The sequence below is a fragment of the Desulfosporosinus sp. I2 genome, from assembly GCF_000960765.1.
GTDB lineage: Bacteria > Bacillota > Desulfitobacteriia > Desulfitobacteriales > Desulfitobacteriaceae > Desulfosporosinus.
In genome coordinates this window covers 1-15,117 of record NZ_JYNH01000114.1, presented here as the reverse complement: position 1 = coordinate 15,117, position 15,117 = coordinate 1, and the positions used below count along the sequence as shown (strand labels likewise).

At 43.5% G+C, this 15,117-nt stretch carries 16 protein-coding genes and 1 pseudogene; 3 read left to right on the top strand and 14 right to left on the bottom strand.

Going from position 1 to position 15,117, the window contains the following annotated elements:
• Positions 1-14 precede the first annotated feature (14 nt).
• The 7 genes from UF75_RS28525 to UF75_RS19450 all read right to left on the bottom strand — a co-directional run bounded on the left by UF75_RS28525 (position 15) and on the right by UF75_RS19450 (position 5,295).
• Complete coding sequence (locus UF75_RS28525) at positions 15-188, bottom strand: hypothetical protein (protein WP_156146522.1); 174 nt, start codon at positions 186-188, stop codon at positions 15-17.
• A gap of 187 nt (positions 189-375) precedes the next feature.
• Complete coding sequence (locus UF75_RS19475; RefSeq protein WP_045576230.1) at positions 376-1,737, bottom strand: PepSY1/2 domain-containing protein; 1,362 nt, start codon at positions 1,735-1,737, stop codon at positions 376-378.
• Positions 1,738-1,747: 10 nt separating this feature from the next.
• Positions 1,748-2,440: a spore cortex-lytic enzyme gene (gene sleB, locus UF75_RS19470; RefSeq protein ID WP_045576229.1), complete on the bottom strand. Its 693-nt coding sequence runs from the start codon at positions 2,438-2,440 to the stop codon at positions 1,748-1,750.
• 167 nt (positions 2,441-2,607) lie between these two features.
• Positions 2,608-3,171, bottom strand: coding sequence for a hypothetical protein (locus UF75_RS26485; protein WP_052693450.1), 564 nt, complete (start codon positions 3,169-3,171; stop codon positions 2,608-2,610).
• An 8-nt stretch (positions 3,172-3,179) separates the two neighbouring features.
• A complete protein-coding gene (floA, locus tag UF75_RS19460; RefSeq protein ID WP_045576228.1) occupies positions 3,180-4,178 on the bottom strand; it encodes a flotillin-like protein FloA in 999 nt (332 codons plus the stop codon).
• Between the two features lie 32 nt (positions 4,179-4,210).
• On the bottom strand, positions 4,211-4,699 hold the full coding sequence (locus tag UF75_RS19455) for an NfeD family protein (protein ID WP_045576227.1): 489 nt from the start codon (positions 4,697-4,699) through the stop codon (positions 4,211-4,213).
• Between the two features lie 26 nt (positions 4,700-4,725).
• On the bottom strand, positions 4,726-5,295 hold the full coding sequence (locus tag UF75_RS19450; RefSeq protein ID WP_045576226.1) for a DUF1836 domain-containing protein: 570 nt from the start codon (positions 5,293-5,295) through the stop codon (positions 4,726-4,728).
• A 248-nt stretch (positions 5,296-5,543) separates the two neighbouring features.
• Here UF75_RS19450 and UF75_RS19445 point away from each other — a divergent pair, with 248 nt between their 5' ends.
• The gene (locus tag UF75_RS19445; protein ID WP_045576225.1) at positions 5,544-6,419 is read left to right on the top strand and encodes a radical SAM protein; all 876 of its coding nucleotides are present in this window, start codon (positions 5,544-5,546) and stop codon (positions 6,417-6,419) included.
• A gap of 25 nt (positions 6,420-6,444) precedes the next feature.
• Here UF75_RS19445 and UF75_RS19440 read toward each other — a convergent pair whose 3' ends face one another.
• Complete coding sequence (locus UF75_RS19440; protein ID WP_045576224.1) at positions 6,445-7,596, bottom strand: UDP-N-acetylglucosamine--LPS N-acetylglucosamine transferase; 1,152 nt, start codon at positions 7,594-7,596, stop codon at positions 6,445-6,447.
• A gap of 308 nt (positions 7,597-7,904) precedes the next feature.
• On the opposite strand from UF75_RS19440, the gene ybaK reads away from it, so the two are divergent.
• A complete protein-coding gene (ybaK, locus tag UF75_RS19435; RefSeq protein ID WP_045576223.1) occupies positions 7,905-8,387 on the top strand; it encodes a Cys-tRNA(Pro) deacylase in 483 nt (160 codons plus the stop codon).
• Between the two features lie 214 nt (positions 8,388-8,601).
• A pseudogene (locus UF75_RS19430) lies at positions 8,602-8,802 on the top strand (dihydroxy-acid dehydratase); the annotation flags it as partial.
• 76 nt (positions 8,803-8,878) lie between these two features.
• Here UF75_RS19430 and UF75_RS29300 read toward each other — a convergent pair.
• The 6 genes from UF75_RS29300 to UF75_RS19405 all read right to left on the bottom strand — a co-directional run.
• A complete protein-coding gene (locus UF75_RS29300; protein WP_197079467.1) occupies positions 8,879-9,031 on the bottom strand; it encodes a hypothetical protein in 153 nt (50 codons plus the stop codon).
• A gap of 77 nt (positions 9,032-9,108) precedes the next feature.
• Positions 9,109-10,764 carry a glutamine--tRNA ligase/YqeY domain fusion protein gene (locus tag UF75_RS19425; protein ID WP_045576221.1) on the bottom strand — a complete coding sequence of 552 codons (1,656 nt, stop codon included), beginning with the start codon at positions 10,762-10,764 and terminating at the stop codon, positions 9,109-9,111.
• Between the two features lie 897 nt (positions 10,765-11,661).
• Positions 11,662-12,813 (bottom strand): trypsin-like peptidase domain-containing protein, encoded by a 1,152-nt coding sequence (locus tag UF75_RS19420; protein ID WP_045576220.1) that lies wholly within the window; start codon positions 12,811-12,813, stop codon positions 11,662-11,664.
• A 20-nt stretch (positions 12,814-12,833) separates the two neighbouring features.
• On the bottom strand, positions 12,834-13,643 hold the full coding sequence (locus UF75_RS19415; protein ID WP_045576219.1) for an MBL fold metallo-hydrolase: 810 nt from the start codon (positions 13,641-13,643) through the stop codon (positions 12,834-12,836).
• A 34-nt stretch (positions 13,644-13,677) separates the two neighbouring features.
• A complete protein-coding gene (locus UF75_RS19410; RefSeq protein ID WP_242860348.1) occupies positions 13,678-14,376 on the bottom strand; it encodes a hypothetical protein in 699 nt (232 codons plus the stop codon).
• 98 nt (positions 14,377-14,474) lie between these two features.
• A partial coding sequence (locus UF75_RS19405; RefSeq protein WP_045576218.1) for an SPASM domain-containing protein occupies positions 14,475-15,117 on the bottom strand: 643 nt, incomplete at its 5' end.

Here is a 15,117-nt window from a genome sequence, read left to right as displayed (position 1 = left end):
TATTCCATTCAGGTTCAGTATATCCCAACCGTGTAGCAAAACAGATTGAACTGTAAATCCGGATCATTGGCCATATTAAGAAACTCACGTAACGACCAGGCCATAATTGCACTGGAAGCAAGATGATAACGCACATTAAACTCGGTTTGCGAGAAAAATCTTTCTAGGGTAAATGGCGTAACTTTCATCCGACAACCCCCATCTCGTCAATGAATGTAATACTTAAAGTGCCTATTCTCGTTAACTCGGACAAACTCCTTTTTTACTCTTAATTATTTCTTAATTCATAGTCAAGAGCGAGAGGGATACTTCCCTCTCGCTAATTCTTTGCCAGTCTGTGAGTGTAATTCAGGGTTACACAGTATCTTCTTACTTTTACTTAAGATATTCTCCTCGTGGTGTCTTTATGATCCTTTGGATATTCTCTTCAACACCCGTTACGGCATTAAGGTATAAGAGATATTCCTCTCCTTGGTATCGGCCACGAAACTCATAACAGTAGACCTCTTGATTTCCAGCTTTAACAATGACCGCTAAGCGACTCTCAAGAACCTGAAAATTCGGCCGCAACTTGCGCAAAACTTGATCCAAGGCCAATTTCGTTGGAAAGGTTCGAGCATGATGGAATGCGTAAAAGGGTACTGAATCCAATCCAATTAGCTGGCCGTTGTCCAGAGCAATCATGAGACGTACTTTATCAGGATAAATTCTTACCCCGTTTTCTTCTACGACTGCATCAAATTGAACGTAAGAGCCGAAATCTTCACTAGAAGTTATCACCAGTTGCCAACCTAAATTTTTCAGAGCCGAATTGGCCTTTGTGGCAGCCTCTTCAATACTTAACGTTTTAGGTTCAATTGCACGCTGGTCGCGGAATAGGGTTATAACTCCACCTTTGCGGCATACTTCCAAATAAACATCATTGACCTTCCACTTATATCCGCCAAGCTCACCCTGCGACTCTCCATCAAATTCTGGCGTTTTATTCGTATATCCGATTTTGTCTAAAAAATCTCGGGCCTTTACCAGGGCTTGATCTCGGGTCACTTCCCCCGCCGGGAGACCTAAGGGTTTTGATACAACCCGTGTTGCGTATTCTCCAGTATATGAAAATGGCGGAAGTTTTTGCAAACTTGCATCTAACTGGTCCAATCCGGATCGTACTGATTTTGATGGAGCTTCGGAGCCATCTGCAGCTGCTTCAGCAATTTGTGTTCCAAAACCGAGCCGTTGCCTCATTGTTGGGGCTGGATCTGTCCATACTAAATTTTCGGTATCCATTCTAGTGATTAAATCTTGAACTTTTTGATTGACTGGCATAATCCGCTCATGTATGTCTCTTAAGGTCTTTTCTTCCTCTACGGAAATCGTTCCACCACCAGCAATTCTCTGGGCTAGGGTCTTTGAGAAATCACCAGATTGTGTTAAAAACTGTCCGACATAACTCAGCCCGGTTTGATCGGCAGGAATTTGAGCGAAGTCTTTAAGTGCAGCATCACTTTTACTTGAGACTTGGCTTAAGTAGAGGATCTTTTGAGCTGGGTTACTAGCGACATCTCCTTTGGCCATATCTGTCTCCAACTGATCTAGATGACTAGCAAAATCAGTCAATGCTCGTCGATTATTATTTTCGCCAGCAAGACGATATTTTTCTGCCAGACGGTACTCATTAACACCCCAGCCTAATGAGATTACAAAAGCGAGTGCTAAAGCACTGACCCAAAGTTTTTTGTGCATACTTGCCCCCCTATTTCGTAAATATATGATTTCCGATTTTTATTATTTGAGGCCGCGACCAAATATATTTATTGGTTGTCTTAGCAGGGTTAAAAAAGAAAATTGCCCCTTTTGAAGGATCTGATCCACTGATGGCCTCTTGGGCAGCACGGATTGCGGATGACGAAGGTGGCAGGTTGATTTGACCATCATCTACACTTGAAAAGGCCCTTGGTTGATAGACAATGTCTGCAACCGTTTTAGGGAATGCCGGGTCGGCAATTCGATTGAGAATTACAGCAGCGACCGCGACTTGACCCACATAGGGTTCTCCCCGAGCCTCTGCATTGACTGTACGAGCTAAAAGGTTTGTATCAATGTTTTTATAACCTACAGCCTTTCCTGAAGCATTTGTACTTTGCCCCGTTAGGCGCTTTAACTCCTTAATGGTTTGTGTTCCCGCCAAGCCATCCACTCTTAACCCATGTTCCTTTTGAAAACGCCGAACTGCCGCCTCTGTTTTCGAACCAAACTTACCGTCAGCCGTTCCGATGGTATAACCCAATTGTGCTAACTTCTTTTGTAACTCAGTTACCTCTGGACCTTTGCTTCCCCTCCCAAGCAATCGATCCCCTAAAGCTGCATAGGCAAACCCAGACAGAGCAATGCTGACAATTAACCCGAAGACGATTACTAACGCCCAGGGTCTAACGTGAACTTTCATACCCTCACCTCACTTTATTTTATGCGTACTTAGTTTGGCAAAAGTTTTAAGAAATTATCCAGCATTATCCTTGATTTACAAAAATAAATAGATACCACAAGGTTACCCTCTGTGGTATCTATAGAATGGTATCGATAGCGAATTCGGATTATTCTTGTAAGTTCCTTTTAAAAAGTTCGAGGCCCCCTGAAAGGTCGCATAGCTCTAGGCTTACCTAAAATTTCAGCCCACATGACCCCTTGAATGAGCTCTCTTTCCGTCAGTGTAAGCCGAATGCCACTTACACTTGAAGGATCCCTATCCATTTGCTCACTGGGCTTCTCTTCGGTGCCCTTATAGGCCTCTAACCCAAGTATTCCAACATAGTCACTAGTTCCTTCGGTTCCTTGAGTTCCTTCTGTTCCTTGGGTTCCTTCAGTTCCTTGGGTTCCCTCGATTCCTTGGGTTCCTTCTGTTTCAACATAATCATCCTTGGTTTCTTCGAAATACAAAGGTTTAGTCCAGTTCGAAGCTCCCGCTTGGTAAGGACCATTTTCTAAAACTTGTTTTAACTGCTCTCTCCATGTTCCGCTGGATGCTCCCTGGATTATGTCTCCGATTGAGCGACCATTCGGGAGTTTAAAGGAGCCAGAGAGTTTTCCCCGTATTTGTGGAGTGCCACTCTTTTTTATAACTGAGATAATCAACTGGTAAATAGCCCAAATGATTATTACAACCGTGAAGATCGACATGATTCCACCTACTTCTTCGTTAGGCTATCATTGCCTGATTCCGTTTTACCCGTCTGGGCAATGTTACCTCTCATCTGAGTGTCCGCTAAAATGTTTTGCATATTATAATAGTCCATTACACCCAATTTCCCTTCACGCAAAGCCTGAGCCATCGCTCTTGGGACTTCTGCCTCTGCTTCGACGACCTTGGCCCGCATCTCCTGGACCGATGCTTTCATTTCTTGTTCTTTTGCAACGGCCATTGCGCGCCGCTCCTCTGCTTTAGCTTGGGCAATGCGCTTATCCGCTTCGGCTTGGTCCATTTGAAGCTGAGCTCCAATGTTTTTTCCAACATCGACATCCGCCATATCAATGGATAAGATTTCAAACGCTGTCCCCGCATCCAACCCTTTGGCTAAGACCGTATGAGAAATAAACTCTGGCTTTTCCAAGACGTCCTTATGGGATGCCGAAGATCCAATACTCGTGACGATTCCTTCTCCAACGCGGGCAATAATGGTTTCTTCACCAGCACCACCGACAAGTCGGTCAATATTGGCTCGTACTGTGACCTTAGCTTTAACCCTAAGCTCAATCCCGTTTTGGGCCACTGCAGAAACCACTGGAGTTTCAATGACTTTTGGGTTTACCGACATCTGAACGGCTTGAAGGACATCTCGACCTGCCAGATCAATAGCTGCTGCCCGTTCAAACGGTAGCGGAATAGCAGCGCGTTCAGCGGCAATCAGAGCATTCACAACTCTATCGACATTCCCGCCTGCCAGATAGTGGGCTTCAAGTTGGTCTGTCGTAATCGTCAAACCTGCTTTATGTCCCTTAATCAAAGGATTGACGATTTTCGATGGAACCACTCGGCGTAAACGCATACCTACCAAGTTAAAAATTCCGACATTGACCCCTGCGGCTAATGCCGAAATCCAGAGTCCTACAGGGATAAAGGAAAAAAGCACACTTAAGAGTACAATCGCCAGAAAAACTATCAGTAACGGCACGATTAATGTGTTCATTCAAGGCTCGGTCGTAACCGAGCTTCACCTCCTTATAATGTTTTTTCTTCCCTGACAACGATCCTGGTCCCCTCGACTGCGATGACTTTAATCCCGGTTCGAGGTCCAATAAACCCCCCTTCAGTAACAACATCTAAATATTCGCCATCGAAATCAGCCGTCCCCGCCGGGCGCAACTGAGTAAGTGATATCCCCGTACGACCTAGAAACGCTTCATACTGAACTTTTGGTGCCACATATCCCCCTTTTAAGGTCTGACGGGTAGTTAAAGAAAACTTCTGCCACAATCTTCGAGTCCGTGCTGAACGAAAACTAAGATAGGTAATGATTCCCAAAACAATCAGCGCGCCTCCCGTAAAGAGCAGCCCTTCTAGCAACGAGTCTGTCACTAAGAAGATTCCCGTGATTAAGGCAGCTATCCCTAGAATTCCGCTGACCCCAAACCCGGGGATGACGAACACTTCAAGCGCCAATAAAAAAACTCCAACCACAATCAGCGCAATAACGATACCCTGTGGCACAACCCTCTCCTCCTTTCTGTCCTAATTCAATGGTCTAGACTATCTAACCACCGTTTAGCTATTTGTTTATATAAATTGGCTCTCGCCAATAAATTTAGCACCACCAAGGTGGTCGCCACCTTTTCCCGGTCTTCTTCTGCCATCTCTTCACCTGCTAACGTTTCAACAACTTCTAGTTCTAGACCCTGAAGGGATTTTTGCCAGTCCATTTGAGACCGATCAAAAATTTCGCTATAGTATTGATAAAGTTTAGTCGGATTTATTCGGTCATCTGAAGTATCTAAGAGGCTTTCATTGACATAACCTAATAAATTTGAAACCTCTTCTAAGGACACGATATTACGCAAATCATTGATCAGTAAAATATTAGCAACTTGTTCGCGATTATATTTCTTCTTCTTTGGATTAGGGATGTATTTACGCCTAACCCAATTCTGGATATGGGTGGGATTAATATCGTTCTGACTAACCCGTTTAGCTACTTCAACGACTTGAGCAAGCATCATAGAGTCCAACTCTAAATAAGGCAGTGCTTTTTGTTTAGGTTCCAAGTCATTAAGCACATCGAGAATAGCTTGCATATGTTTTGAATTCATGCTCTCACCTACTTATCGTTATTATTCGAAGACTACCTCTGAAGCCAGGAGATTAAATAGATGCTATACAAATGTTTCTACGAACTTATTATATGATCACATTGATCATATGTCAATATCTTTGTTTCATTTTGTTGTGTTTTTTATTCTCCTCTTTATAAAATCTACGGTCTTAGGCTATAAGATGAAGGACTTCCCTGATCGCTGTAGAAAACAATTATTGAATTAAAACGTTGGGAGAGGGTATCATGTTTTATGAAGGAACTATTTACCGCCCACCAAGCGAGGCAAAAAGTATTATTTTACAAATTACCGTGGGATGTCAACACAATGCTTGCACCTTTTGCACCATGTATAAGGGTAAATCCTTCAGAATTAAATCCCGAACAGAAATCAATGAAATTATCGCGACTGCCCATGCTCAAGATTCAGACGCAGAAAGAATTTTTCTGGCGGATGGTGATGCAATCGCTGTTGATTCCTTACTGCTAATAGAGATTCTAGACCAATTATATGAGAAATTCCCCCGTTTAAAACGAGTTGGGATTTATGGAGGTCCAAAAGACATTCTTGCCAAGAGTCCCCAAGAGTTAGCGGATCTCAAAACTCATGGTCTCTCTATCGTGTATTTAGGCGTTGAAAGCGGGAACGAAGGGATTCTAAAATCCGTTTGCAAAGGAGTTACGGCGGAGCAAATGATTGCTGCTGGACAGAAACTTAAGGCAAGCGGTTTAACCCTCTCTTGCACCGTTATTATCGGACTTGGTGGTAAAGCCCTTTCTCACGAGCATGCGGTGGACACAGCCCGGGTTATCAGCGAAATTGACCCTCAATTTTTAGGGGCCCTAACCTTAATGGTGGAACCCAGGGCACCCTTAGCCAAAGAGATCCAACGCGGCACCTTCCAACTTCTCTCCCCCTTCGAATCCCTTTCCGAGCTCCGAACCCTCCTCGTACTGCTTAACGTCACCCACTGTGTTTTTCGCAGCAATCACGCCTCCAACTACCTACCCCTCAGCGCCACGCTTCCTGACGAGCGGACCGCTCTTTTAAAAACCTTGGATAGTGTTATGGAGAACAAGTCGTTAGAACGACTTCGTCCAGATTATTGGAGAGGACTCTAAAAAATAACAGAAGCCAAAGAATAGGTCACCCATTCTTTGCTTCTGTTTTATAAACTGACGCTAATTGCAGGATATGCTCCACAGCACGCTTCGTGGAATGACCTGGTAATGTACTGGACGCTTTTTGTCGCATTGCCTCGAGTTCGTCAGGGTTATTTAAAAAATGACTTAAGAGCTGTCCCAATTCAGCTTCGGTTTCTGCCACCAGTCCTGCGCCGTTGCACTTCACGAAGTGAGCGTTTTCCTCTTCTTGACCCGGGATAGGCTTATAAATGAGTAAAGGCAACTGCTTGGTTAACGCCTCTGAAACTGTTAAACCGCCCGCCTTTGTGATGATAAGATTGGATACCGACATTAATTCCTCAACATTATGAACATATTTTAACCGTAACATGGGGTTATGTGACTGCGCGATCACCGTTTCTAAAGAGTGAAATAATTTTTCGTTTTTCCCACAGACAATAATTGCTTGGACCGGGACTAAAGAATCTGCAAGTTTCTGACAAATTCTTTTTGCACTTTTCAAAATTCCATATGATCCGCCCATCACTAAAAAGGTGGGGAGATCCTGCTTTAAACCTAGCTTAGAAAGGATATGCCCTCGTTCTAAATTTTCTTCGAACTTTATGCTTACGGGTATTCCTGTCACATGAATACTTTGCGCCTTAATTCCCCAGGACAACAAACTCTCTTTAACCTCTTCACAGGCCACAATATAGCAATCAACACCTGAATGAACCCAGTGACTGTGAACTGTATAATCCGTAATTAAAGTGATAATCGGAATCTGGAGTTTATGTTCGTTCCTAAGTTGGGCTAGGACCAAGGAGACCGTAGGATAAGTACATATAATAAAATTTGGTTTAAATTCGTCGATATATTGGAGGAAATTACTTCTTCCCAACTTACTCAGAAGCCGTTGCCCCATCGATTTAGGTTGAACCTGAGCCGTTTTATAATAAAATCTTCCCCAAAGTTTGGGAACATGCTTGATAATCTCACCATAAACGCTTTTGACTAGGGTGTTGATTGGTTTATTTAAGAAATCGCCAAAATCTAAGTGAATAATTTCTGCAGAAGGCTCTTTAAGACGAATACCTTCAATGACAGCTTCCGCTGCCCGCAAATGTCCATTTCCGAACGAAGCGGAGAATACGAGAACCCTTAGCTGTTCCACAAAACTGGCCCTCCCTCTCTTCGACAACAGCCTTACCGTCCATTTTTAGTGCGGTTTTTTTATACTAGTCAGAAAGTATAACTTCGTTGTATACTTTCTGGAAGCATAAGGGCAACTAAGGCGTCCGCCTACGCCAAGGCTTGGCGCCAGCCAAGTTTTCTTTATCTGAAATACTTTACATCTATTATAGGGACATCCTTCACAAAAGAAAAGCAGGAATTACCCAATGCTTTAGAATGTCAGTAGGATATTATCCCAGCCCATGTCCTAGCCATCGAATCAAAAGGTCAAAAAGGGAGGATCAAAACATGTCACATAAAACTAATGCCGCTCGAATTCTTGATCAGGTCAAGCTACCTTATGAATTAAAGGAATACACGGTCGATGAATCCGATTTATCCGCAATTTCCGTAGCTCAAAAAGTTAACATACCCATCGAGCAGGTTTATAAAACATTGGTTGCACGGGGGGATAAAACTGGAGTCATCGTTGCTTGTATCCGGGGTGACCACGAACTCCAGCTCAAGGCCCTAGCCTCACTTAGCGGCAATAAGAAAGTTGAAGTTGTCTCCCTTAAAGAGGTTCAACCACTAACTGGGTATATACGAGGCGGAGTTTCCCCCATCGGAATGAAGAAACAATATCCTGTTTATATTGGCTCTGACATCCAGTTGCACGAACGAATTAGTATAAGCGCTGGCCTACGTGGACTCCAACTCTTTCTGTGCCCCACCGATTTGATTGCTGTGACAAAGGCACAATTAGGGGAAATTTCTATACCGGTAGTTTGAAAATAATCGAATGGCTAAATAGCGATTCAATATTGGGGTCTGATAAAGCGCGGATAAAGGGGAGGAATATAAATTGCGCAGTGATATTGTTAAAAAAGGTTCAACCAAAGCAGCTCATCGCTCTCTCTTCTATGCAATGGGCTACACCCCCGAAGATCTGGAAAAACCCTTGATCGGAATTGTGAATGGCTTTAATGAAATCATTCCTGGTCACGGGCATCTAAAAGACGTGCAACCGGGTGACATCATCTCAATTGATATCCCCAAACGCTCCCTACAGTTACTAGTTTCTGAAGATGAACTGCAAAAACGCCGTCAAGCTTGGGTAAAGCCTGAGCCCAAAGTTAAAACTGGTTATCTGGCCAGATATGCTAAATTAGTGACTTCCGCAAACAAGGGTGCCGTTTTAATCTAAAGAACAATAAGCGTAGAGGCCGGGATTAATTTCCCGGCCTCTACGCTTAACAATAACTTCCTTGGTTATAGACTTATTAAGAAAGCGTTAACTCTTGTACCTGCGAATTTCTAAGTTTTTGTCGACTAAGTCCAATAGAATCATCCAATTGACTAGTTAGTCTTCCGTTTTCGTTGGTTTCATCAACTTCTACTTCACCTTTAGTGGGTCCAAATTCTTTATCTTCCATGATAACCCCCCCGACATTCTTATTCTGTCTAGTATTCCCAAAAATACAGAAAAAAGTCGGGGTGTAGTCAAATATTGTTACTTTGTCACTTCAAACGAACTCTTCAAAGAAACAATCCTGTTAAAGACAAGATGATCGTGGGTTGAATTCAAGGGATCAACATTAAAGTAACCATGTCGGAAAAATTGAAATTTAGACTGCGGCTCTGAGTCTTTGATGTTTGGTTCAACGAATCCATGGACAATCTCCAGAGATTTAGGATTAACATGCTCCAGAAAAGATGCTTCATCCGTCATCTCTTCATCTAAAATTAAAGCCTCATATAATCTGAACTCAGCAGGTACAGCTTGGGAGGCTTCCACCCAGTGAATCGTCCCTTTGACTTTTCTTCCGGTGAAGCCTGACCCACTTTTAGTTTCTGGATCATAGGTGCAATGCAGTTCGATGACCTTGCCCGTTTCGTCCTTAACAATATCATTACATTTAATAAAATAAGCATTTTTTAGACGTACTTCATTTCCAGGGAATAGTCTATGATACTTAGCTGGGGGATTTTCCGTAAAGTCTTCTTGTTCAATATAAAGTTCGCGTGAAAATGGAATTTGCCGGGTACCCATCTCTAGGTTTTCTGGGTTGACTTCGGCTTCTAACATTTCTATTTGCGCTTCTGGATAATTCGTAATTACCACCTTAAGTGGCTCAAGTACGGCCATCGTTCTTGGAGCCTTAAGCTTTAAGTCTTCTCGGATAAAATGCTCCAGCATTTTACTGTCCACAACACTATCCGCTCTGGCAACTCCGATTTCCCTTGCGAAATTGCGGATCGCCTCTGCCGTATACCCTCTGCGCCGAAGCCCTGAGATGGTTGGCATCCGCGGATCATCCCACCCATCCACAATGTGCTCATCCACCAGTTGTTTAAGCTTACGCTTACTCATGACCGTATTCGTAATATTTAAACGCGCAAATTCATATTGGTGAGGAACGTTGTCCATTTCACATTCTCGAATGACCCAATCATATAAAGGGCGATGATCCTCAAATTCCAACGTACAGATCGAGTGAGTGACCCCTTCTATTGCATCTTCCAACGGATGGGCATAATCATACATTGGGTAGATACACCACTTATCTCCTGTATTATGGTGGGTCGCATGAGCAATCCGGTAAAGGACAGGATCTCGCATATTGATATTGGGTGAAGCCATGTCAATTTTAGCTCGCAATACCTTCTCACCGTCTTTGAATTCCCCTTGACGCATACGTTCAAACAGCGCTAGGTTTTCTTCAACCGAACGATCGCGAGAGGGGCTCCTTTGTCCTGGTTCAGTTAATGATCCTCGCATCAAACGGATTTCCTCTGCGGTGGAATCACAAGCATAAGCTTTGCCTTTTTTGATCAATAACACGGCTCGATTGTACATTTCCTCAAAGTAATTTGAGGCAAAAAACAAGTCGTCCCATTCATACCCTAACCACAACACATCTTCTTTGATCGATTCCACATATTCCGTATCTTCTTTTGCCGGATTTGTGTCATCAAAGCGCAAATGGGTCTTACCGTTGAATTCATCCGCTAATTCAAAGTTTAGAATAATGGATTTAGCATGTCCAATATGTAAATAGCCATTGGGCTCCGGAGGGAACCGTGTAATAATATGATCTGCCTTACCTGATTTTAGGTCCTCATTAACAATATTCTTGAGAAAATTCGAGGAGGATTTGTTTTCCATCCGATATCAACCTTTCTCTCTAAATGATCCTGCTTCTGCCAATTTTAGCCTTGCCTTAAATAATACTGCATTCATAACGAGAGTTCAACTATACCTCCTCAAAATACTCTTGAACCTATCTAATTCAATTGAAGTTCGAATATTCTATGTGCCTTCGAATCATATATAGTTTATTAGCGTCGTCGCATTCTCTATTAATTAATGAATTTACAAGGAAATCTGTTTTCACATCCCCACTTGTGCTTCTATAACAACAATCAACAAGCGTCAAAAGAAGGACGCTTGTTGATTGTTCTAACCACTGATAATTATGGGGACTGAGTTTCACACATCCCCTTTATCACTCATCAGCTCTTACTTCATCATGCTAGATACAATCCATATTACCAACCGCTGAAAGCCTCAAAAAAGCCTATAACTTGGTTTACTTAACAACCTAAGTTACAGGCTTGATTAAATTTATCCGATGACTAACCGCCACTAACTTCTGTTTTCTTGAAAGGAGAAGTGGCGGTAAGTCCCTGGATAAGTTCAACTAACGTTTCTGAAGCTGCGCTTCTGAAACGAGTTTCCTATATCCGATGACTAACCGCCACTAACTTCTGTTTTCTTGAAAGGAGAAGTGGCGGTAAGTCCCTGGATAAGTTCAACTAACGTTTCTGAAGCTGCGCTTCTGAAACGAGTTTCCTATATCCTATGGCTAACCGCCACTAAGACTCCCACTTCTTAAGTGGTCGCTTCTCGCCATCCTTGGCTTCAGGGACACTTGGCCATCCATGGCCATCGCTCTAATCTCGAACATCCTTGTTCGGGTCTTTGTCGGCGACCTAAGGCCTTGGATAAGTTCAGCTAAACTTCAGATGAAGTTAAAACTCCACCTGAAGTAAGTTTGCTTGCTTATTGCGACTTAATTTCTACCAACGTTACCGAAACGTCCACAGTTTTATTATCGCGGAACACGGTGACCTTAACCGTGTCGCCCGGTTTATACTTGAACAACTGATGGGTTAATTCCAAGGAACTCTTAATTGCTTGATCATTAATTTTCGTTAAAACGTCCCCAGCTCGAATCCCTGCCCGTTCAGCCGGCCCGCCGGACGTTATTCTGGAAACGTATGCTCCCTCAGGCCAACCTCGTTGACTGGCATATTCAGCTGTATAACGAGGATCTATCTGAACATTAAGACCTGGATGACTGGCATATCCCTTTTCGATCAGTTGTTTTATTGTCGGCAATGCGTCAGAAATCGGGATAGCAAAGCCCATTCCTTCAAACCCCGCTTCTTGATTTTTGGCGGAATTAATCCCAATAACTTGACCTTGGTAATTCACAAGCGGCCCACCACTATTTCCTGGATTGATGGCAGCGTCTGTTTGGATAAGGTTAAAACTTGCTTCTCCAGGAAGATTTAAGATTCTATTAGTTGCTGATATAACCCCCGTCGTCACAGAACGAGCAAATTCTTGTCCACCGGGATTTCCGATTGCAACCACCGGTTCACCCACTTGAAGCTTTGAAGAATCTCCCAATTGCGTAGCGATTAAGTCTTTTGTATCAGAAATTTGAACCACTGCCAAGTCTGTGCGATCATCTGCGCCCACCAGTTTGGCATTGAGATTTCGTCCATCGGCTAGGCTTACAACGATCTTTTCCGCTCCTTCAATGACATGGTTGTTAGTAGCGATGTAGCCGTGCTGTGCATCAATGATAAAGCCAGAGCCACTGCCAACTTCGGTCGGACCTCCCCCTCCAAATAACGTCCCATGAGATTGAAAGTTAGCAATTCCGACGACCGCTGGTCCCGTAGTTTTGGCGATCTGAGCGACCGGGAAATTGGTCGTTCCCTCTGTTACGATGGTCGGGGTCGTTGTCCCACCATTTAAAACGACTTGGCTGGTAGGTGCTTGCTGCTTATTACCATAGATCGAAGGAACTAACGCCACTGCCACGACTCCGCCCAAGATGGCGCTAATTAGGGCAATGGCAAACGTTGAAAAGAAGCGTGGTCTACGACCTGAATACTTATTTTGGTCATTATAATAGCTCATAATTGTACCTCCCATTGCTATTATTCCATTAATCGAATAAATTCATGCGGGGTATACCTAGGAGCAACCTGAATCTGCAAATCCGGGTACTTTTTCGATATATTCATGTCTCGAAGGATACCCTTGACCGTAGTCAAAGCAATTTCTGGAGTATTGTTTTCGGCACTTAGATGGGCTAACACAACCCGTTGGGTATTTTCTGAGATCCACTCTAATAGACCACCTGCTAATTGCTTGTTTTCTAAATGCCCATACTTTCCACTGATCCGTCGCTTAAGGTACGCTGGATAAGGGCCATACTTTAAGCGTTCTTCATCATAGTTCGCCTCAACAACTAAGGCATCGCACCCTTTCAAATGCCTATGCATATCTTCTGTAATCATTCCACTGTCAGTCGCGATTCCAACTGTCATGCTCCTCTTTTCCTTTTGCTTAGGGCGCAGTATCTTCAAGCCGTAACTTTCCCGACTATCGTGAGAGGTTGGATAAAGCAAAATCTCAAGCCCTGCACAGGAAAAGGAATCTCGAACTTCTATACACTGTTCCTCAGCAAGCTTTCCTAAGGAATGACCCATAACCTCCCAGAGCCCGGTTGTCGAATAGATAGGGATTTTCAGTTTACGAGCTAACACACCGACCCCTCGGATATGGTCTACATGTTCATGGGTAACCACAATCCCTTCAATTTCGGAATCCGTTATGTTTAACTCAGACAGATTATGTAATAAGCTTTTCCCACTGATCCCACAATCCACCAGCAGATGTCGGTTGTTCTCTCCGACAAGAATTGCATTTCCTGAACTTCCGCTCGCTAATGTCGTAAAATGCAATTAATGTTCCTCCTCTGTTGTTCCCTACAATTGATTACTTTCCAGTTGTGGGATTTGCTGCTCCATTTAAAGCCGGGTTAGATAGCCCTTGACTTCCTGAAGCTTTTTTTGATTCGCTTTGAGCCTGATCAATCATCGCTTGAATTTGCTCTTTATCCGAACTCTTCTCTGCTATAGGAAGTGCCTTTTGCCATTGATTCAGCGCCCCTGCCCAATCTTGCTTTGCTTGAGATAGGAAAATGCCATAGTTAATCAAGCCGTTAAGAAAATTAGGTTCAAGCACTAACGCCTCTTTGTAACTTTTTTCTGCCAGCTCATTATCCCCACTGTAAAAAGCGGATGTCGCCAAATCAACCATAACATTGACGTCCTTTTTGGTTTTCAAAACATTCTGGTAAGCCTCGGCAGCGTGCTTAAAGTTCTCTTGCACCTCGGCGGGCGCAACCTCTTGAGCAGCAACCCCGGCGTTATAGTATTCATTTCCAAGAGCGGTTTGCAATGGTTCATTGTTAGGATCTTTCTGTACTTGTTTAACCATCGCTTCAAGTCGTAATTTTTGGGCTTGGTAATCCGCAGTCGCATTAGCAGTCGTACTCGAGGAGTTTGAACCAGCTGTAGCTCCATTACCACTGACGAAATACCCTATTACTGCCGAACCAATCATGGCGATACTAATTAGAACCGCAAGAACTCCCGCGAAAATTCGTTGTGTTTGTTTCTTCAAGCAACTCACCTCCATGACCAATTTTCCCCAAATACCATTGTAACATGTCTTCTCAAGCCGTCCAACCATAATTCTTATGATCTTCTAAATACCCTCTTATAAAATAACTAGCAACGAACTTCTGGGACTGGTGCTGCCACTGAGAGGTTCTTATAAGTTTGTTGGGTTTCTTTGATGTTAACATACAATGCAACTTCCAAGCGTTTTCTCTGAAGTTCACACCCCAGTGGATAGACCTCGGTTAACTTTTGGGTAAAAGCAACATTTGCTGCATGGCAGCCCCCGCTACAAGCAAAACGTGCCCAGCAGTCTTGACAAGAGGGCTTTGAAAAAACATGAGCATCGCGAAAGTCTTTTACCACCTGGGCTTTAAGTTGATAAGGATCTGGGTTATAGAGTGACCCTAGTTTATAGGCTTCTTGTCCTACAAACTGATGACAGGGATAAAGGTCCCCCTCTGGGGAAATTGCCACATATTCATGTCCCGCTCCGCACCCGGAAAGCCTCTTGTTTAGACAGGGCCCTTGATCCAAAGCAATATTAAAGTGAAAGAAGTTAAAGCCCTGATCTTGCGCACGACGCTTAACCAATTCCTCACCAAGACGATCATACGCTTCCCGAATTTTCTCTAAATCCCCTTCCTGAAAAGCATAACTATCCCCCGGCTCTGCCACGACGGGCTCCACTGAAATTTGTTTTATTCCTAAATCAGCCATGTGCAACACATCTCGATCAAAATCCAAGTTAAAA